Source organism: Streptomyces sp. NPDC002889 (assembly GCF_042888425.1).
Classification (GTDB): domain Bacteria; phylum Actinomycetota; class Actinomycetes; order Streptomycetales; family Streptomycetaceae; genus Streptomyces.
In genome coordinates this window covers 222,734-242,481 of sequence record NZ_JBIAPT010000003.1, presented here as the reverse complement: position 1 = coordinate 242,481, position 19,748 = coordinate 222,734, and the positions used below count along the sequence as shown (strand labels likewise).

At 71.3% G+C, this 19,748-nt stretch carries 17 protein-coding genes; 10 read left to right on the top strand and 7 right to left on the bottom strand.

Going from position 1 to position 19,748, the window contains the following annotated elements; translation table 11 throughout:
* The first annotated feature begins 380 nt into the window (after positions 1-380).
* From gltB to ACFYWI_RS06070, 4 genes are all read left to right on the top strand, one after another.
* Positions 381-4,949 (top strand): glutamate synthase large subunit, encoded by a 4,569-nt coding sequence (gltB, locus tag ACFYWI_RS06085; RefSeq protein WP_389225830.1) that lies wholly within the window; start codon positions 381-383, stop codon positions 4,947-4,949.
* On the top strand, positions 4,942-6,402 hold the full coding sequence (locus ACFYWI_RS06080; protein ID WP_389225826.1) for a glutamate synthase subunit beta: 1,461 nt from the start codon (positions 4,942-4,944) through the stop codon (positions 6,400-6,402). The genes gltB and ACFYWI_RS06080 overlap by 8 nt, the downstream gene beginning before the upstream one ends.
* Positions 6,403-6,858: 456 nt before the next feature.
* Complete coding sequence (locus ACFYWI_RS06075) at positions 6,859-7,599, top strand: vWA domain-containing protein (RefSeq protein ID WP_389225823.1); 741 nt, start codon at positions 6,859-6,861, stop codon at positions 7,597-7,599.
* Positions 7,596-8,156, top strand: a complete 561-nt coding sequence (locus tag ACFYWI_RS06070) for a HutD family protein (RefSeq protein WP_389225820.1) — start codon at positions 7,596-7,598, stop codon at positions 8,154-8,156. Before ACFYWI_RS06075 ends, ACFYWI_RS06070 begins: the two co-directional genes overlap by 4 nt.
* Positions 8,157-8,345: 189 nt before the next feature.
* On the opposite strand, the gene ACFYWI_RS06065 is transcribed toward ACFYWI_RS06070, so the two are convergent.
* A complete protein-coding gene (locus ACFYWI_RS06065) occupies positions 8,346-8,723 on the bottom strand; it encodes a VOC family protein (RefSeq protein ID WP_389225817.1) in 378 nt (125 codons plus the stop codon).
* Between the two features lie 71 nt (positions 8,724-8,794).
* Here ACFYWI_RS06065 and ACFYWI_RS06060 point away from each other — a divergent pair, with 71 nt between their 5' ends.
* On the top strand, positions 8,795-9,304 hold the full coding sequence (locus tag ACFYWI_RS06060; protein ID WP_389225814.1) for a pyridoxamine 5'-phosphate oxidase family protein: 510 nt from the start codon (positions 8,795-8,797) through the stop codon (positions 9,302-9,304).
* Positions 9,305-9,328: 24 nt separating this feature from the next.
* On the opposite strand, the gene ACFYWI_RS06055 is transcribed toward ACFYWI_RS06060, so the two are convergent.
* Both ACFYWI_RS06055 and ACFYWI_RS06050 read right to left on the bottom strand, forming a co-directional pair.
* Positions 9,329-10,393 carry an acyl-CoA dehydrogenase family protein gene (locus ACFYWI_RS06055; protein ID WP_389225811.1) on the bottom strand — a complete coding sequence of 355 codons (1,065 nt, stop codon included), beginning with the start codon at positions 10,391-10,393 and terminating at the stop codon, positions 9,329-9,331.
* Complete coding sequence (locus tag ACFYWI_RS06050) at positions 10,393-11,538, bottom strand: acyl-CoA dehydrogenase family protein (RefSeq protein ID WP_389225808.1); 1,146 nt, start codon at positions 11,536-11,538, stop codon at positions 10,393-10,395. The genes ACFYWI_RS06055 and ACFYWI_RS06050 overlap by 1 nt, the downstream gene beginning before the upstream one ends.
* A gap of 45 nt (positions 11,539-11,583) precedes the next feature.
* Here ACFYWI_RS06050 and ACFYWI_RS06045 point away from each other — a divergent pair, with 45 nt between their 5' ends.
* The 5 genes from ACFYWI_RS06045 to ACFYWI_RS06025 all read left to right on the top strand — a co-directional run bounded on the left by ACFYWI_RS06045 (position 11,584) and on the right by ACFYWI_RS06025 (position 16,316).
* A complete protein-coding gene (locus tag ACFYWI_RS06045) occupies positions 11,584-12,372 on the top strand; it encodes an SDR family oxidoreductase (protein WP_389225805.1) in 789 nt (262 codons plus the stop codon).
* A 20-nt stretch (positions 12,373-12,392) separates the two neighbouring features.
* Positions 12,393-13,010 (top strand): TetR/AcrR family transcriptional regulator, encoded by a 618-nt coding sequence (locus tag ACFYWI_RS06040; protein WP_389225802.1) that lies wholly within the window; start codon positions 12,393-12,395, stop codon positions 13,008-13,010.
* 20 nt (positions 13,011-13,030) lie between these two features.
* Positions 13,031-14,194 (top strand): acetyl-CoA C-acetyltransferase, encoded by a 1,164-nt coding sequence (locus ACFYWI_RS06035; RefSeq protein WP_389225799.1) that lies wholly within the window; start codon positions 13,031-13,033, stop codon positions 14,192-14,194.
* 254 nt (positions 14,195-14,448) lie between these two features.
* Positions 14,449-14,652, top strand: coding sequence for a cold-shock protein (locus ACFYWI_RS06030; RefSeq protein ID WP_003969786.1), 204 nt, complete (start codon positions 14,449-14,451; stop codon positions 14,650-14,652).
* Positions 14,653-14,744: 92 nt separating this feature from the next.
* Positions 14,745-16,316, top strand: a complete 1,572-nt coding sequence (locus ACFYWI_RS06025) for a DEAD/DEAH box helicase (protein ID WP_389225796.1) — start codon at positions 14,745-14,747, stop codon at positions 16,314-16,316.
* A gap of 12 nt (positions 16,317-16,328) precedes the next feature.
* Here ACFYWI_RS06025 and ACFYWI_RS06020 read toward each other — a convergent pair whose 3' ends face one another.
* The 4 genes from ACFYWI_RS06020 to ACFYWI_RS06005 are packed head-to-tail and all read right to left on the bottom strand — an operon-like array spanning position 16,329 to position 19,714.
* Positions 16,329-17,384, bottom strand: a complete 1,056-nt coding sequence (locus ACFYWI_RS06020; RefSeq protein ID WP_389225793.1) for an NAD(P)H-dependent flavin oxidoreductase — start codon at positions 17,382-17,384, stop codon at positions 16,329-16,331.
* Positions 17,384-18,115, bottom strand: coding sequence for a CoA-transferase subunit beta (locus tag ACFYWI_RS06015; RefSeq protein ID WP_389225791.1), 732 nt, complete (start codon positions 18,113-18,115; stop codon positions 17,384-17,386). The genes ACFYWI_RS06020 and ACFYWI_RS06015 overlap by 1 nt, the downstream gene beginning before the upstream one ends.
* The gene (locus tag ACFYWI_RS06010; RefSeq protein WP_389225788.1) at positions 18,112-18,963 is read right to left on the bottom strand and encodes a CoA transferase subunit A; all 852 of its coding nucleotides are present in this window, start codon (positions 18,961-18,963) and stop codon (positions 18,112-18,114) included. The genes ACFYWI_RS06015 and ACFYWI_RS06010 overlap by 4 nt, the downstream gene beginning before the upstream one ends.
* Entirely contained in the window at positions 18,956-19,714 is a 759-nt protein-coding gene (locus tag ACFYWI_RS06005) for an enoyl-CoA hydratase family protein (RefSeq protein ID WP_389225785.1), read from the bottom strand. Before ACFYWI_RS06005 ends, ACFYWI_RS06010 begins: the two co-directional genes overlap by 8 nt.
* Between the last annotated feature and the right edge of the window lie 34 nt (positions 19,715-19,748).

Below are 19,748 nucleotides of genomic sequence, written 5' to 3'. Positions count from 1 at the left end.
CCTTCTTCCCGGGGTCGGTGCGCTGGCGTTATGAGGCCGCGTCCCGCACCCTGTGACGGACGCCCCCTCCGCACAGCGGTCGCGGGGTGAGACACTATGCAAGGCACAACATAAGTAGCCGTTACCCGGCGGTTTCGATTCCTTAATCACCGGGCATGAGCCGTAGACGCTGTAGGCAACGTGGCCTGCTCTGCGACGGTCGTCCGGATATCGATCTGTCCGGTGATGACCCACCTTCACCGTTATGCGCGGTGTCCGCATGTTGGAACGGACTATCCACTTTCCGAGAAGCACTCCATCATGTAACCTGCACGAAATTTCGCAGAGGGCCAACGTCGTCCCTCGGCAATGCACATGCCACGACGACGACGGGAGAGCCAATGCGTTCCGACGCCTGGTCGCCCATGGACGGTCGCCCCGCTCCGCAGGGGATGTACGACCCCCGTAACGAACACGACGCCTGCGGTGTCGGGTTCGTGGCCACCCTCACCGGTGTTGCCAGCCATGAGCTGGTCGAGCAGGCGCTGACCGTACTGCGCAATCTGGAGCACCGCGGCGCCACCGGCTCCGAGCCCGACTCCGGCGACGGCGCGGGCATCCTGCTCCAGGTCCCGGACGCGTTCCTCCGCGAGGTCACCGCATTCGAGCTCCCCGCGGCCGGCTCGTACGCCGTCGGTATCGCCTTCCTCCCGGCCGAGGAGGACGACGCGACGGCCGCCGCCGTCTCACGGATCGAGACGATCGCCGGCGAGGAGGGCCTGAACGTCCTCGGCTGGCGTGAGGTCCCCGTCACCCCCGACCTGCTCGGCAACGGCGCGCGCAGCACCATGCCCGCCTTCCGCCAGCTCTTCGTCGCCGACGGCGAGAGCACGGGCATCGCGCTGGACCGCAAGGCCTTCGTGCTGCGCAAGCGCGCCGAGCGCGAGGCCGGCGTGTACTTCCCGTCGCTCTCCGCCCGCACCATCGTCTACAAGGGCATGCTGACCACCGGCCAGCTGGAGCCCTTCTTCCCGGACCTGTCCGACCGCCGCTGCGCCACCGCAGTCGCGCTGGTCCACTCGCGGTTCTCCACGAACACGTTCCCGAGCTGGCCGCTGGCCCACCCGTACCGCTTCGTCGCGCACAACGGCGAGATCAACACGGTCAAGGGCAACCGCAACTGGATGCGCGCCCGTGAGTCGCAGCTCGTCTCCGACCTCTTCGGCGGCGAGACGCTGGACCGGATCTTCCCGGTCTGTACGCCGGACGCCTCGGACTCCGCCTCCTTCGACGAGGTCCTGGAGCTGCTCCACCTCGGCGGTCGTTCCCTGCCGCACTCGGTCCTGATGATGGTCCCCGAGGCGTGGGAGAACCACGACTCCATGGACCCGGCCCGGCGCGCCTTCTACCAGTACCACTCCACGCTGATGGAGCCCTGGGACGGCCCGGCCTGTGTCACCTTCACCGACGGCACCCAGGTCGGCGCGGTCCTCGACCGCAACGGTCTGCGCCCCGGTCGCTACTGGGTCACCGACGACGGCCTGGTCGTCCTCTCCTCCGAGGTCGGTGTCCTCGACATCGACCCCGCGAAGGTCGTCCGCAAGGGCCGTCTGCAGCCGGGCAGGATGTTCCTCGTCGACACCGCCGAGCACCGCATCATCGAGGACGACGAGATCAAGTCCGCCCTCGCCGCCGAGAACCCGTACCAGGACTGGCTGGAGACCGGTGAGATCGAGCTCGAGGACCTTCCCGAGCGCGAGCACATCGTCCACACCCACGCCTCGGTCACCCGCCGCCAGCAGACCTTCGGCTACACCGAGGAGGAGCTGCGCGTCATCCTCGCGCCGATGGCCCGCACCGGCGGCGAGCCGCTCGGCTCCATGGGCACGGACTCCCCGATCGCGGCCCTCTCCGAGCGCCCCCGGCTGCTGTTCGACTACTTCACCCAGCTGTTCGCGCAGGTCACCAACCCGCCGCTGGACGCCATCCGCGAGGAGCTCGTCACCTCGCTGCTCTCCTCGCTGGGCCCCCAGGGCAACCTGCTGGAGCCGACCGCGGCCTCGTGCCGCAGCGTCACGCTGCCCTTCCCGGTGATCGACAACGACGAGCTGGCCAAGCTCATCCACATCAACGCCGACGGCGACATGCCCGGCATGACCGCCGCGACGCTCTCCGGCCTCTACCGCGTCAGCGGCGGCGGCGACGCCCTCGCGGCCCGTCTCGAGGCGATCTGCGCCGAGGCCGACGCCGCCATCGAGGACGGCGCCCGCCTCATCGTGCTCTCCGACCGGCACTCGGACGCCGAGCACGCGCCCATCCCGTCGCTGCTGCTCACCTCCGCCGTGCACCACCACCTCATCCGCACCAAGCAGCGCACCCAGGTGGGCCTGCTGGTCGAGGCCGGCGACGTCCGCGAAGTGCACCATGTCGCGCTGCTGATCGGCTACGGCGCGGCCGCCGTCAACCCGTACCTGGCGATGGAGTCGGTCGAGGACCTGGTCCGCGCCGGCACCTTCATCGAGGGCCTCGAGCCCGAGCAGGCCATCCGCAACCTGATCTACGCGCTCGGCAAGGGCGTCCTGAAGGTCATGTCCAAGATGGGCATCTCCACGGTCGCCTCCTACCGCGGCGCCCAGGTCTTCGAGGCCGTCGGCCTCGACGAGGCATTCGTCGAGAAGTACTTCAACGGCACCGCCACCAAGATCGGTGGCGCCGGCCTCGAGATCGTGGCCAAGGAGGTCGCCGCCCGGCACGCCAAGGCCTACCCGGCCTCCGGCATCCCGTCGGCGCACCGCGCGCTGGACATCGGCGGTGAGTACCAGTGGCGCCGCGAGGGCGAGCCGCACCTGTTCGACCCCGAGACGGTCTTCCGGCTGCAGCACGCCACCCGCAGCCGCCGCTACGACGTCTTCAAGAAGTACACGGACCGGGTGAACGAGCAGTCCGAGCGGCTGATGACGCTGCGCGGCCTGTTCGGCTTCAACTCCGGGCGCGAGCCGATCTCCGTCGACGAGGTCGAGCCGGTCTCCGAGATCGTCAAGCGTTTCTCCACCGGCGCCATGTCGTACGGCTCCATCTCCAAGGAGGCGCACGAGACCCTCGCCATCGCCATGAACCAGCTGGGCGGCAAGTCCAACACCGGTGAGGGCGGCGAGGACCCGGAGCGGCTCTACGACCCCGAGCGCCGTTCCTCCATCAAGCAGGTCGCCTCCGGCCGCTTCGGTGTGACGAGCGAGTACCTGGTCAACGCGGACGACATCCAGATCAAGATGGCGCAGGGCGCCAAGCCCGGCGAGGGCGGCCAGCTGCCCGGCCACAAGGTCTACCCATGGGTCGCCAAGACCCGGCACTCCACCCCGGGTGTCGGTCTGATCTCCCCGCCGCCGCACCACGACATCTACTCCATCGAGGACCTGGCTCAGCTGATCCACGACCTCAAGAACGCCAACCCGGCCGCGCGTATCCACGTGAAGCTGGTCTCCGAGGTCGGTGTCGGCACCGTTGCCGCGGGTGTCTCCAAGGCACACGCGGACGTCGTCCTCATCTCCGGCCACGACGGCGGCACCGGCGCCTCGCCGCTCACCTCGCTCAAGCACGCGGGCGGCCCCTGGGAGCTGGGTCTCGCCGAGACCCAGCAGACGCTGCTGCTCAACGGCCTGCGCGACCGCATCGTCGTGCAGACCGACGGCCAGCTGAAGACCGGCCGCGATGTCGTCATCGCCGCGCTGCTCGGCGCCGAGGAGTTCGGTTTCGCGACCGCGCCGCTCGTCGTCTCCGGCTGCGTCATGATGCGCGTCTGCCACCTGGACACCTGCCCGGTCGGTATCGCCACGCAGAACCCGGTGCTGCGCGAGCGGTTCACCGGCAAGGCCGAGTTCGTCGTCAACTTCTTCGAGTTCATCGCCGAGGAGGTCCGCGAGATCCTCGCCGAGCTGGGCTTCCGCAGCGTCGAGGAGGCCGTCGGACACGCCGAGCTGCTGGACACCGCGCGGGCTGTGAAGCACTGGAAGGCGCAGGGCCTCGACCTCGAGCCGCTGTTCTACGTGCCCGAGCTGCCCGACGGCGCGGTGCGCCACCGGATCGTCGAGCAGGACCACGGCCTGGAGAAGGCCCTCGACAACGAGCTGATCGAGCTCGCGGCCGAGGCGCTGAACGCGGCCACCGCCGAGGATGCCCAGCCGGTCCGCGGACAGGTCGCCATCCGCAACATCAACCGTACGGTCGGCACCATGCTCGGCCATGAGGTGACCAAGCGGTTCGGCGGTGCGGGGCTGTCCGACGACACCATCGACATCACCTTCACCGGCTCGGCCGGCCAGTCCTTCGGTGCGTTCGTACCGCGCGGCGTCACACTGCGCCTGGAGGGCGACGCCAACGACTACGTAGGCAAGGGCCTGTCCGGCGGCCGGGTGATCGTCCGCCCGGACCGGGGCGCCGACCACCTCGCCGAGTACTCGACCATCGCGGGCAACACCATCGCCTACGGCGCGACCGGCGGCGAACTGTTCCTGAGGGGCCGTACCGGTGAGCGGTTCTGCGTCCGCAACTCCGGTGCCACGGTCGTCTCGGAGGGCGTGGGCGACCACGGCTGCGAGTACATGACCGGCGGCCACGCGGTGGTGCTCGGCGAGACCGGACGCAACTTCGCGGCCGGTATGTCTGGCGGTGTCGCCTACGTCGTCGACCTCGACCGGGACAACGTCAACTCCGGCAACCTGGAGGCGATCGAGACCCTGTCCGACGCCGACAAGCAGTGGCTGCACGATGTCGTGCGCCGCCACCAGGAGGAGACCGGATCGACGGTCGCCGCGACGCTCCTCGCCGACTGGTCCGTGAACGTGGACCGCTTCAGCAAGATCATCCCGACCACGTACAAGGCAGTGCTCGCCGCCAAGGACGCCGCTGAGCTCGCCGGTCTCTCCGAGCAGGAGACCACCGAGAAGATGATGGAGGCGGCGATCAATGGCTGACCCCAAGGGCTTCCTGACCACCGGGCGCGAAGTCGCCCAGACCCGCCCCGTGGGCGAGCGCGTCAAGGACTGGAACGAGGTCTACGTCCCCGGCTCCCTGCTGCCGATCATCAGCAAGCAGGCCGGGCGCTGCATGGACTGCGGTATCCCGTTCTGCCACAACGGCTGTCCGCTGGGGAACCTGATCCCCGAGTGGAACGACTACGCCTACCGCGAGGACTGGTCGGCCGCTTCCGAGCGGCTGCACGCCACCAACAACTTCCCGGAGTTCACCGGGCGGCTGTGCCCCGCGCCGTGCGAGTCCGCGTGCGTCCTCGGCATCAACCAGCCGGCCGTCACCATCAAGAACGTCGAAGTCTCCATCATCGACAAGGCGTGGGAGACCGGTGACGTCACCCCGCAGCCGCCGGAGCGGCTGTCCGGCAAGACCGTCGCGGTCATCGGCTCGGGCCCTGCGGGCCTGGCCGCCGCCCAGCAGCTGACCCGGGCCGGCCACACGGTCGCCGTGTACGAGCGGGCCGACCGCATCGGCGGGCTGCTGCGGTACGGCATCCCCGAGTTCAAGATGGAGAAGGTGCACATCAACCGGCGCATCGAGCAGATGCGCGCAGAGGGCACCAAGTTCCGTACCGAGGTGGAGATCGGGCGCGACATCGACGCCGCGAAGCTGCGCCGGCGCTACGACGCGGTGGTCATCGCGGCGGGCGCCACGGTCTCCCGTGACCTTCCGGTCCCGGGCCGTGAGCTGAACGGCATCCACTTCGCGATGGAGTACCTGCCGCTCTCCAACAAGGTCGTCGAAGGCGACTTCGTGGCCCCGCCGATCACCGCCGAGGGCAAGCACGTCGTCGTCATCGGCGGCGGCGACACCGGCGCGGACTGCGTGGGCACCGCCCACCGCCAGGGCGCGGCCTCGGTCACGCAGCTGGAGATCATGCCGCGGCCGGGCGAGGAGCGGAACACCAACCAGCCGTGGCCGACGTTCCCGATGCTCTACAAGGTCACCTCGGCGCACGAGGAGGGGGGCGAGCGGGTCTACTCCGTCTCCACCACCCACTTCGAGGGCGACGAGGACGGCAACGTCCAGGCGCTGCACCTCGTCGAGGTGGAGTTCAAGGACGGCAAGCTGGAGCAGAAGGCGGGCACCGAGCGCAGGATCCCCGCGCAGCTGGTCACGCTGGCGATGGGCTTCACCGGCACGGACCAGGAGAACGGTCTGGTCCAGCAGTTCGGCCTGGCGCTCGACGACCGCGGCAACGTGGCGCGGGACGCGGACTTCGCCACCAACGTGGACGGCGTGTTCGTGGCCGGTGACGCGGGCCGCGGCCAGTCGCTGATCGTCTGGGCGATCGCCGAGGGCCGCTCGGCGGCGCGCGGCGTGGACCGCTATCTGACGGGCGCGAGCGCGCTCCCGGCTCCCATCCGCCCGACGGACCGTGCGCTGACGGTCTGATCTCCCCAGTTCGTCCCGTACAACGTCGTACGGGCTGGGTCTTCCGGGACTGTGACACAAGCGGCTTGGCCGCGAGTCCCCGGACCCCGGCGTCGCGGCGCCTGCCCTGTCCCCGACCGGACACCGGGTGGGCGCCGCGGTGCGTTCTCCGCGGGCGTCGCGGACCATGTGGGGCGACGCCCCGGCGTCCCAGGGGCGCCCGCGCTGCCCGGGGGCCGCAGGCCGCAGGCCCCGCTGCCGATGGGAGCTGCCGCCGGGCAGCCGGGCCAGGCACCGGGAAAGGTCACGCGATACGCCACTTCCCCCAGGTCGCCCGACTGGGCGGGGTGTGTCGTCGGCACCCCCGCTGTTGCCTCGATCCGCGTGAGGGCAAGGCGATTGGGAGTCGAGGGAGCCCGAGAGGCTCGAGGGATATCCTCGGTGTTCCCGCCCACCGCCCGATGAACGGAGCCCTGCGTGGCCACTGCCAGCATCCCCGGACCGGCCATCAGCCTCCGCAAGGTCGAGGAGCGGGCACCCGCCCTGGTCAGCCTCTACAAGACCGCCGGCGTCAGTCTTCACCGGCACGGTCTGCACGGGCAGCGCGCCGCCGTCTATCTGGTGCTGGACTACTCGGGCTCCATGAAGGACTACTACAAGGACGGCAGCGTCCAGGCGCTGGCCGACCGGGTGCTGGGCCTCTCCGCCCATCTCGACGACGACGGATCGGTGCCGGTCGTCTTCTTCTCCACCGACATCGACGCCGTCACGGACATCGCCCTGGACAACCACGGTGGCCGCGTCGACGAGATCGTCGCGGGTCTCGGCCACATGGGCAGGACCAGCTACCACCTGGCCATGGACGCCGTCATCGACCACTACCTCGACAGCGGATCCACCGCGCCCGCCCTCGTGGTCTTCCAGACGGACGGCGGCCCGATCAGCAAGCACGCCGCCGAGCGCTATCTGTGCAAGGCGGCCCGTCTGCCGCTGTTCTGGCAGTTCATCGGATTCGGCAGCAAGCGCAGTTCTCAGTTCGACTTCCTCCACAAGCTCGACGAGCTGGCGGTCCCTGCCAAGCGGCCCGTCGACAACGCCGGCTTCTTCCACGCCGGACAGGACCCGCGCCAGGTCCCGGACGCGGAGCTGTACGAGCGGCTGGTCGGCGAGTTCCCCCAGTGGCTTGCGGCGGCCCGCGCCCAGGGCATCGTGCGATGAGGATCCTGCGGACGGCCGGCCGCGGCGCCGTGCCGTGGAAGAACGGCGGCGGGGTGACACGGGAGATCGCCGTATCGCCCGAGGGCGCGTCGATGGACGCCTTCGACTGGCGGATCAGTCTCGCGGACGTCGGCGCGGACGGCCCGTTCTCCGCCTTCCCGGGCGTGGACCGCATCCTGACCGTGGCCGAAGGTGCGGGCATGGAGCTCACGGTCGGCCCGCAGCGCCGGCTCATCGACGAGCGCTTGCGCCCCTACGAGTTCCCGGGCGACCTCGCCACCGAGGGCCGGCTGCTCGAAGGCCCGGTCGTCAACTTCAACGTCATGTACCGCAGAGGCCGTACGGCGGCCGCCACCTCGGTGGTACGGGGCCGGCTCCCGCTTCTCGTCCCGCCGGGCTCGGTCGTCGTGGTCGTGGCACTGGACGGGAACGCGGTGATCGAGGAGGGCGAGCGCCTGACGCTCGGGCAGTACGACGCGGCGGTCCTGGACCGGCCGTCCGGGGTGTTGCGTACGGAGGGGCACGCGGCGGTGGTCATGCTCCGCGGGCCGGCGTGAGCGCCACCGCGCTACCGGCCCGGTGCCGCTCGGTTTCCGGTCGGGCCTTCGGGAACCAGTAGTGGTGGACCGGGAGGATCGATCGGTCGTCACGCCCGGCAGACCACGCCCGGGGCGTGGGAGCATCCGTCACGTCGCAGGGCTGCTGCCGTCCGTGTCTGCTCACGGGCGGTGCCCCGACCTGCCCGCTCAGTGGAGCACCAGGCAGAAGGGGTGGCCCGACGGATCCGCGTGCACGCTCCAGGGCCGGCCGGCGTCACCGGGGGACAGCAGCGTCGCGCCCGGGGCGGCCACCTGGCGGCCGGTGTGGTCCAGGTCGGGGACGGCGAAGTCCAGATGGAACTGCGCAGGGCGGGCCGGGTCCCGCCACCGCGGCGGTCGGTGGCCGGCCACGCGCTGGAAGGCCAGTACCTGGCCACCGGGCGCGTGCAGGGTCGCCCAGTCGTCGCCGACGGTCCAGCGGCGGTCCGGGCGGTCGACCTCGCCGCCGAGCAGCGCCTGGTAGAAGCGGGCCAGGGACGGGGGGTCGGGGCAGTCGAGGACCGTGCACCGGAGTTCGGCGATCATGTCGCGGACGATACCCAGGACACGTGCCTAACACGACAGAGGTTGTCGGGTATCCACGGTTCCATGGGGACATGACTTCCAGTTGGGCAGACTTTCAGGCCGCGTCACCGGACTACGCCGCGATCGTGCAGCAGCGCTTCGAGAAGCACAGGCACCATGTCCTCGCGACGCTTCGCAGGGACGGATCGCCGCGGGTGACCGGCCTGGAGGTGAACTTCCGGTCCGGCGAACTGTGGCTCGGCATGATGCCGAACTCCCGTAAGGCGCAGGACCTGCGCCGCGACCCGAGGTTCGCCCTGCAGGCGAACCCCGGCAGCGGCACGTCCATGGACGGTGGGGACGTCCGCGTCGCCGGGCGGGCGGTCGAGGTGACCGATCCGCCGACGAAAGCCCGTTTCGCGCGGGACGTGGGCGAACCGCAGCCGTTCCATCTCTTCCGGGTGGAGCTCACCGAGGTGGTGCGGACCACGGTCGACGGCGACGACCTCGTCGTCCAGATCTGGCGGCCGGGCGAGCCGCTGCGGGTGGTGCGGCGCGGCAACGACGACAGCCCGCCGCGCAGCGACGACGCAGGGGAGTGACGACCGAGGGTGGTCAGGGGCGGGTCAGGCCAGTACGGCGGCCCGGCACTGCGCGGGCGTGCCCCACGCGTCGCGCAACGGCCGGGCCTTGCGCAGCCACAGTGACAGATCGAGCTCCTCGGTGTAGCCGACGGCTCCGTGCAACTGCAGGGCGGTGCGGGCGGCGGCGTACGCGGCCTCGCCCGCCGCCACCTTCGCGGCGGCGATGTCGGCCGTGTCCATGGAGAGCGCGGCCGCGTACACCAGGGGCCGGGCGAACTCGAGACCGATCAACGTGTCCGCGAGCCGGTGCTTGACCGCCTGGAAGGACCCGATGGCGGTGCCGAACTGGGTGCGCCGGCGTACGTACGCGACGGTGCGGTCCAGCAGCGCGAGCCCGACACCTAGCGCCTGCGCCGCCGTGGCGAGCCGCGCCCAGTCGCCGGCCCGCCCGGCCGCGGCCGCCACCTCGGGCCCGGCGGCCAGCACCTCGCCCCCCGGCAGCGGCACGGCCGTCCGCCGCACGGGGTCGGCCGATGTCCGCACCTGCCCGTGCCCCGGGGCGAGCCGCAGCTCGGGCGCGGCCCGGGGAGCCGCGTGCGCCGTACGACCGGCCCGGACGTCGCCGTCGTCACGGTCGGCGCCGCCGTCGCCTGGCTCGGCCGAGGGGCCGGGGTCCGCCACGACCAGGACGCAGTCCGCCAGGTCCGCGTCCAGGGCGTACGGCCCCGAGCCGGGCAGCCGTACCGTGGCCGACAGCTCGCCCGCCGCGATGCCCGGCAGCAGCCGCCCGGCCAGGGCGGCGTCGCGCACCTGTGTGAGCAGCACCGTCGCGGCGACCGTCTCCACCACCGGGCCCGGTACCGCATGGCGGCCCAGTTCCACGAAGGCGACGACGAGTTCGACCGGCAGGGCGCCCAGTCCCTCGTACGCCTCCGGCACCGTCAGCGCGAACACCCCGGCCTCGGCGAGGCGGCCCCAGATCACCCTCCCCGGCGCGGGGTCCCCCGCGGCCCAGGCGCGCGCGGCGGACGGTGTGCCGGCCGCGGTCAGCATCCTGTCCAGTGAGTGGGCGAAGGCCTGCTGTTCACCGGTGAGTACGAAGCGCATCAGCGGCGGCCCTTCGGCAGGCCGAGCAGACGCTCGGCGATGATGTCACGCTGGATCTCGTTCGTACCGGCGTAGATCGGTCCCGCGAGCGAGAAGACGTACCCCTGCGACCATGGGCCGTCCGCCGACTCGCCCTCCGCGCCCAGCAGATCGAGTGCCGTCTCGTGCAGGGCGATGTCGTACTCGGACCAGAAGACCTTGTTCAGGCTCGACCGGGCGCCGCTGCCCTCGCCCGCCGCGGACCGGGTGGCCTCGGCCCAGGTGAACAGCTGGTACGCCCGGGCGCCGATGACGGAGTCCGCGACCCGGTCCCGCAGCGCCGTGTCCGCGGGGTCGGCCGAGGCACGCCACTGCCGCTCGAGACGGTCCGCCGCGGCCAGGAAGCGGCCGGGCGAGCGCAGCGTGAGCCCCCGTTCGTTGCCCGTTGTCGACATGGCGATCCGCCAGCCCTGCCCCGGCTCCCCGATCACGTCCTCGTCCGGCACGAAGACGTCGTCGAGGAACAGCTCCGCGAAGGCGGGTCTGCCGTCGAGCCGGCCGACGGGCCGGACCGTCACGCCCGGCGCCGCCAGGTCGAACATCAGATACGTCAGGCCCTGATGAGGTTTCGGGACCGCGGGGTCGCTGCGGAAGATGCCGAACGCCCGGTCGGCGAAGGCCGCGCGTGAGGACCAGGTCTTCTGGCCGTTCAGCAGCCACCCCCCGTCCGTGCGCACCGCACGCGAGCGCAGTGAGGCGAGGTCAGAGCCGGCCTCGGGCTCGGACCAGGCCTGGGCCCAGATCACCTCGCCGCGCGCCATCGGGGGCAGCACCCGGGCGCGCTGCTCCTCGCTGCCGTGGTCGAAGAGCGTGGGGGCGAGGAGGTGGATGCCGTTCTGCGCGACGCGGCCGGGCGCGCCCGCCGCGTAGTACTCCTCCTCGAACAGCAGCCAGCGCACGAGGTCCACGCCCCGCCCGCCGTAGCGCTCGGGCCAGGAGACCGCCGACCAGCGGCCCGCCGCGAGCCGTGCCTCCCAGGCGCGGTGCGCCGCGAATCCCTCCGCGGTCTCCAGGCAGGGCAGCGGATCGGCGGGGACATGTTCGGTGAGCCAGCTGCGGGCCTCGGCGCGGAAGGCGTGCTCGTCGGCGGAGAGGTCCAGGTCCATACGGCATCCTTCCCTAACAAGTGTTTGGTAGGTTAACGTGCCGATGTGACGAGCAACAGGGCTCAGTACGTACCCGGACACGGCCTGCTGACGGGCCGCACCGCCGTCATCACCGCCGCCGCCGGAGCCGGGATCGGCGGCGCGAGTGCCCGGCGGTTCCTGGAGGAGGGCGCACGCATCCTCATCTCCGACGCCCACGCACGTCGGCTGAAGGAGACGGAGGCGGCGCTCGCCGCGGAGTTCGGGCCCGGCGCGGTGACCTCGCTGCCCTGCGACGTGACCGACGAGACGCAGGTGCAGGCACTGTTCGACACGGCGGTCCAGTGGCACGGCGGGCTCGACATCGTGGTCAACAACGCCGGGCTCGGCGGCACGGCCGCACTCGCCGACATGACCGACGAGCAGTGGTCCCGCGTCCTCGACGTCACCCTGAACGGCACCTTCCGCTGCACCCGGGCCGCCCTGCGCGTCTACCGCGCGAGCGGCCGCGGCGGCGTGATCGTCAACAACTCCTCCGTCGTCGGCTGGCGCGCCCAGGCGGGCCAGGCCCACTACGCGGCGGCCAAGGCCGGCGTCATGGCGCTCACCCGGTGCGCCGCGGTCGAGGCGGCCGAGTACGGGGTGCGCGTCAACGCCGTCGCCCCCAGCCTCGCCATGCATCCGCATCTGGTGAAGGTCACCTCCGCCGAGCTGCTGGAGGAACTGACCGCGCGCGAGGCCTTCGGCCGGTATGCCGAGCCGTGGGAGGTCGCCAACGTCATCGTCTTCCTGGCCGGCGACTACTCCTCCTATCTGACGGGCGAGGTCGTCTCCGTCAGCAGCCAGCACGCGTAGGGCGGGACGACAATGGGCACGTGCCTCCCACCAAAAAGAAGAACCAGGTGACCGCCGCCCCGCCGGAGCGGCGCCAGGAACTCCTCGACACCGCCGCCGAGGTGTTCGCCGCCCAGGGCTACAACGCCACCACCGTCCGCAAGATCGCGGACGAGGCCGGGCTGCTCGCCGGCAGCCTCTACTACCACTTCGATTCCAAGGAATCGATGCTCGACGAGATCCTCTCCACCTTCCTCACCGAGCTGTGGGAGGGGTACGACGCCGTCCTCGCCGCCGGGCTCGGACCCCGTCGGACCATCGAGGCACTCGTCACCGAGTCCTTCCGGGAGATCGACCGGCACCGTGCCGCCGTCGCCATCTACCAGAAGGAGTCACGCCATCTGGCGGCGCAGCCTCGCTTCACGTATCTCGCCGCATCGCAGGCGAAGTTCGAGAAGGCATGGCTCGGGACGCTGGAGCGCGGGGTCGCCGAGCGGGTCTTCCGTGAGGACCTGGACATCCGGCTCACCTACCGGTTCGTCCGCGACACCGTCTGGGTCGCGGCGTCCTGGTACCGGCCCGGCGGACAGCACAGCCCCGAGGAGATCGCCCGGCAGTACCTGTCGATGGTGCTGGACGGAATCGCCGTACGAACGTAGTCGGACAGGGAGTTGACGTCATGGGCGAGGCCTACATCGTCGAAGCGGTACGTACTCCGGTCGGCAGGCGCGGCGGAGGTCTCGCCGGCGTCCACCCCGCTGACCTCGGCGCGCATGTGCTGCGGGCCCTGGTCGAACGCTCCGGGATCGACCCCGTCTCTGTCGAGGACGTCGTCTTCGGCTGCCTCGACACCGTCGGTCCGCAGGCCGGCGACATCGCACGCACCTCCTGGCTGGCCGCCGGGCTTCCCGAGGAGGTCCCGGGCGTGACCATCGACCGCCAGTGCGGCTCCTCGCAGCAGGCCGTGCACTTCGCCGCGCAGGGCGTGCTGTCCGGCACCCAGGACCTGGTGGTCGCCGGCGGCACACAGAACATGACCCAGATCCCGATCGCCTTCGCCTCCCGGCAGGCGGCCGAGCCGCTGGGCCTGACCCAGGGGCCGTACGCGGGCAGCGAAGGCTGGCGGGCCCGTTACGGCCGGGCGCCGGTCAACCAGTTCCACGGCGCCCAGCTGATCGCCGGCAAGTGGGGCATCACGCGGCGCGCCATGGAGGAGTTCGCGCTCCTGTCCCACCAGCGCGCGGTCCGCGCGATCGACGAGGGCCGCTTCGACCGGGAGCTCGTGGCATACGGCTCCGTGACCACGGACGAGGGCCCCCGCCGGGACACGACCCCGGAGAAGATGGCGGCCCTGCGTCCGGTCCTCGAGGGCGGCACCATCACGGCGGCCTGCTCCTCCCAGGTCTCGGACGGAGCGGCCGCGCTGCTGATCGCGAGCGAACGCGCCGTCGCCGAGCACGGGCTCACGCCCCGGGCCCGTATCCACCACCTTTCCGTGCGCGGCGAGGACCCCATCCGGATGCTGTCGGCGCCCATCCCGGCGACGGCGTACGCGCTGAAGAAAACCGGCATGTCCATCGACGACTTCGACCTGGTCGAGATCAACGAGGCCTTCGCGCCGGTCGTGCTCGCCTGGCTGAAGGAGACCGGGGCGGACCCTTCGAGGGTCAATGTGAACGGCGGCGCGATCGCGCTCGGGCACCCGCTGGGCGCGACGGGCGCGAGGCTGATGACGACGCTGCTGCATGAACTGGAGCGCACGGGCGGGCGGTTCGGGCTGCAGACGATGTGCGAGGGGGGCGGCCAGGCGAATGTGACGATCATCGAGCGGCTCCCGGGGTGACGGGTCGTCGCTCTCCGTGCGATCGCCGCCCGTGAGTGGGGCGGGGATCACACGGGCGGGACGAAGTGTGCCCACCGTGGCGTGCTAAGGTGGCGGCGTTGCAGTTTTGGTACCCATGAACTTTGTGTGCGCCTGACGGGAAGCTTCCTCAGGCGCACGTTTTGTTTCCGGAGTTCTCCGGATGGGGGTCATTGCGGCGACAGGAAATTCACGCGGTGTGAATTTCCGGCTTGCCCCTGTTTTAGGAGAATGACATGGCAACTGGAACCGTGAAGTGGTTCAACTCGGAAAAGGGCTTCGGCTTCATCGAGCAGGACGGCGGCGGCGCTGACGTCTTCGCCCACTACTCCAACATCGCCACCTCGGGCTTCCGTGAGCTCCAGGAGGGCCAGAAGGTCTCCTTCGACGTCACGCAGGGCCAGAAGGGCCCGCAGGCGGAGAACATCGTCCCGGCCTGATCGCTGGACGCGAATGTCGCGGCCGGGGCCCGCACCTGCACGGTGCGGGCCCCGGCTCGTTCTGTCCACAGGCCCAGGAAGGCATATTCCGTATGAACCGCTCCGAACGCCCGGCACGAATGCGCTCGGCCAATTCCCGCACGAGGGTCCCCGCAAAGGCGTCCGGAAAGGGTTCCGGAAGGACGGGCGCCCGTAAAGGGACGCCGACGCCCCCGCAGGAGTTCACGCTGCCGGAAACCATCACCCCGGCGCTGCCCGCCGTCCAGGCGTTCGGTGAGCTGGACATGCCGGCCGCCCTGCTGAAGACCCTCGACGCGCAGGGCGTCACCGAGCCCTTCCCGATCCAGGCGGCGACCCTGCCGAACTCCCTCGCCGGCCGTGACATTCTCGGCCGCGGGCGCACCGGCTCCGGCAAGACCCTGGCCTTCGGGCTTGCGCTGCTCGCCCGCCTCGCGGGCCGGCGCGCCGAGCCGAGGGCGCCGCTCGCACTCGTGCTCGTACCGACGCGTGAGCTCGCTCAGCAGGTCACCGACGCTCTCGCCCCCTACGCGACGTCCGTGCAGCTGCGGCTCGCCACGGTCGTCGGCGGGCTGTCGATCAACAAGCAGGCAGGCGCGCTGCGGCGCGGTGCCGAGGTGGTCGTGGCCACGCCCGGGCGGCTGAAGGACCTCATAGAGCGCGGCGACTGCACGCTCGACCGGGTGTCGGTCACCGTCCTCGACGAGGCCGACCAGATGGCCGACATGGGCTTCATGCCGCAGGTCACGGCGCTGCTCAAGCAGGTCGAGGCGGACGGTCAGCGGATGCTGTTCTCGGCGACGCTGGACAAGAACATCGACCGGCTCGTCCGGATGTTCCTCACCGACCCCGTCGTGCACTCGGTCGACCCGTCCGCGGGAGCGGTCACCACGATGGAGCACCATGTGCTGCACGTCGCGGACGAGACCGACAAGAAGGCCGTCGCCCTGCGTATCGCCGCCCGCGACGGGCGCGTGATCCTCTTCGTCGACACCAAGCGTTCCGCGGACCGCTTCGCCAAGCGGCTTCTGGCCAGCGGTGTACGGGCCGCGGCCCTGCACGGCGGCCGCTCGCAGCCGCAGCGCAATCGCACGCTGGACCAGTTCAAGAACGGGCACGTCACCGCGCTGGTGGCGACCAATGTGGCGGCCCGCGGCATCCATGTCGACGATCTCGACCTGGTCGTCAACGTCGACCCCCCGGTCGACCACAAGGACTATCTGCACCGCGGCGGCCGCACCGCGCGGGCGGGCGAGTCCGGCAGCGTCGTGACGCTGGTGCTCCCCGAGCAGCGCCGCGAGATGACCCGGCTGATGGCGGACGCGGGGATCAGCCCGCGCTCTGCCAGGATCAAGTCGAGCGACGAGGAGCTCAGCCGTCTCACCGGCGCGCGCGAGCCCTCCGGGGTCGCGGTCACCATCGAGGTGCCGCAGCCCCAGCAGCCTCAGCAGCAGCGGCCGCCGCGCCGCCGCGCCCAGGTCCCGGGCCAGAGCGGCCGGGGCGCCCAGGCCAGCGGCGGTGGCAGTGGAAGTGGCGGCGGCAGCCGGAGCCGGGGCCGCGGCGGACAGGGCGGACAGGCCGGCCGGACCGGCCAGGCGGGCCGTCCGGGACGAGGGGCCCAGGGCGGTCGTCGCACCGCGGCCTGACACTCCTGCCCATCAAGCCCGCCCGTCGCCCGGCAGGGCGGCGAGCACGTGCCGGGCCTCGGACATCACACGGGTGATCAGCTCCTCGCAGCTGGGGACGTCGTCGATCAGACCCGCGACCTGTCCCGAGGCCATCACGCCGAGGTCGGTGCGTCCCTCGACCATGGACGCCCTCAGCAGCATGGGGGTGTTGACGGCGAGCAGGACCTGACTCCAGGTCAGGTCCTTGCCGTGCTTCATCGCGAGGCCGTCGCGGACCAGCTGCGCCCAGCTCAGCCCCGACAGTTTCCTGAACCCGGCGGCGCGGCGCACGGACCGTGCAAGGCGCCGCGCACCGCCCGACCGTTCCAGGGCGTCCACCAGCTCGGTACGGATCATGCGGTGCGGCAGCCCGTCGACCGCCCGGGTGACCGTGATGTCCGCGACCGTCGCGGCGAGATACCGGGCCTTGACCGCGTCCGGGACCGTCGAGTCGGAGGTCAGCAGGAAGCGGGTGCCCATAGCGATGCCCGCCGCGCCGTAGGCGAGTGCCGCGACCAGCCCGCGGCCGTCGTGGAACCCGCCCGCCGCGATCACCGGGATGCCGACCGCGTCGACCACCTGCGGAAGCAGCACCGAGGTCGCCACATCCCCGGTGTGTCCACCGCCCTCCCCGCCCTGCACGATCACCGCGTCGGCGCCCCACGCCGCCACCTTCTCCGCATGCCGGCGGGCACCGACGGACGGGATCACGAGCACGCCGGCGTCCTTGAGTTCGCCGATCAGTTCGCGCGAGGGCGCAAGTGCGAAGGAGGCGACGCGTACCCCTTCGTCGATGATGATCCGCACCCGTTCCCGCGCATCCCCGGCGTCGGCGCGGAGGTTGACCCCGAAGGGCGCGTCGGTGCGGGACGCGACTTCGCGGACGGCCGTGCGCAGTTCACCCGCGGTCATCGTCGCGGAGGCGAGGATGCCCAGTGCCCCGGCACGTGCCGCTGCGGACACCAGCCGGGGCCCGGCCACCCAGCCCATCCCGGTCTGGACGATGGGGTGGCGGATCCCGGTGAGCCTGGTCAGGGCGGTCTCCATCAGGAGGCGACCTCCCGTTCGCGCAGGCCGTCCGGGTCGATCACCGTACGGATCAGCCGCAGCTCATCAGCGGTGGGCTCGCGGGTGCACGGCACCTCGCCCGCGACGGCCAGGTCGAATCCGGTGGCCTTGCGGACCTGCGCCGGGCTCACCCCGGGATGCAGCGACACGATCCGCATCGAGCGGTCCCCGGTCTCGAAGTCGAAGACCCCCAGGTCGGAGACGACGCGCGGGATGCGGTGGTAGCGCGTCGCGGCCGGCCCGGCGGCGGCCGCACTGTCGTACCCCACCCCGCAGACCATGTCGACCCGCGCGACGAAGGACCGGGTGGAGTGCCTGGGCACCCAGTAACTGACCGGGTGGTTGAGGGTGTTGACCGGAGCGCCGCGCACCCCGAGCAACTGGCGCGTGGGGCGCTGCCAGTCGCCGATGCACGAGATGTTCTGGTTGCCGTGCCGGTCGAGCTGACTGGCGCCCATCATGACGTGCCGCCTGCCGCCGGTGACCAGGGCGAGATGGCGGCGGTACGGCAGCCAGCCCTCCACCGTCCCGTCCAGGCCGACGAGCATCGCCTCGCCGTCGGTGAGCAGCAGGTCGGGGGAGAAGGTGTGCTTGGCGAGCCGGGCGGCGAGGGACGGGATCAGGCCCATGGGGCTCGCCAGTACCTCCCCGTTGCCCCGCCATGCCTCGGCGCAGGCGACGACGCAGTACTCGCCCCGGCTGACGGTCATCGCTGCTCCTCGTGCCAGGCGGCGACGGCGCGCCGGTAGGCCGCTTCGCCGCCGGGGAGCAGGAAGCGCTCGGCGAACTCCGGCCAGGGCGTGCTCGCGTAGTGGCGCAGAAAGGCCTCGTCGCGGTCGTAGTGGGCGGCGCAGGACGTGAAGTGCGCGCCGCCGGGGACCTCGACGACCCCGGTGACGCTGTGCCGGCTGATCAGCAGGGTCTGCGGTGCCGCGTCCTTGGTCAGTTCGGCGCTCTCGACCAGCTGCTCGCACGAGACGTACGCCTCGTCCGCGGCCTCGCAGAACAGATCGTCGAAGTACGGGTCGGGGCCCAGGTACTGCGCGTTGCCGTGCCGGTCGGCGCGGTTCAGGTGCACGAGCGCCGCGTCCAGGCGCAGGGCGGGCACGGCGACGAGCGTCTCCCCGTCCTCGTACGGCGAAGTCACCGTCCGCAGGCCGGGGTTCACGCGCATGACGTCGGAGCCGATACCGGCCCGGACCGGCAGGAACGGCAGCCGGTTCGCGGCGGCGTGCAGCCCCCACATGAACATCGCCTCGTCGAGCTCGGTCAGTTCGAGGGCTCCGCGCTCACGGGCGGCCCGGAAGTGCGGCTCGAGCGGTACGGAGTCGAGCGTGGCGAACGGCGCGACGAGCCTGCGGATCCGGCCGGCGGCGGCGAGCAGGCCCACGTCGGGTCCGCCGTACGAGACAACGGTGAGATCAGTGATCTCGGAGCGGAGCAGCGCACGCACCAGTGCCATGGGCTTGCGGCGTGCCCCCCAGCCGCCGATACCGAGCGTCATCCCGCTGCGCAGCCGGGATGCGACCTCGCCGGCGGTCATGGTCTTGTCACTCATGCGCGGCGGCCTCCTCGCTGCCGAAGGCGGCGCGGACGCGGCCGGCGGTTCCGCCGAGCGCGGCCTCGAAGGTGAAGCCCTGCTCGAATCGGTAGCTGCGGCGTACGTCGACAGGGTCGATGCCGTTGATGGCCGCCTTCGCGAGCCGGATCAGGATGCCGTCCTTGCGGGCGATCTCCCCGGCCAGCCGCAGTGCCTCGGCTGCCAGTTCGGCCCGCGGGACGACCTTCCAGACCGACCCGTGGGTGTGCAGCTCCTGCGCGGTCACGGTCCGCGAGGTGTAGTACAGGCCGCGCATCAGATGCTGCGGGACCAGCCGGGCCAGATGCGTGGCCGCGCCGAGCGCGCCCCGGTCCAGTTCCGGCAGCCCGAAGGCGGCGTCGTCGGAGGCGACGATCACGTCCGCGTTGCCCACCAGGCCGATCCCGCCGCCCAGGCAGAAGCCGTGCACCGCGGCGACCACGGGCACCTCGCATTCGTACACGGCGGCGAATGCCTCGTGGCAGCCCCTGTTGGCACCGATGAGCGCCTCGTTGCCGGTGTCGCGCTGCAGCTCCTTGATGTCCACGCCCGCGTTGAAGCCGCGGCCGGAGGCTGCCAGCACCACACAGCGCACGTCCGGGTCGCGCCCGGCCTCGCGCAGTGCGTCGGCGAGCTCGTACCAGCCCCGCACGGGAAGGGCGTTGACCGGTGGGAAGTCGACCGTGACGAGCGATACGCCCTTCTGCGGGCTTGCGGTGGAGACAGCCATGAGCGGATCATCTACCTTCCACCAAACGTTTGTT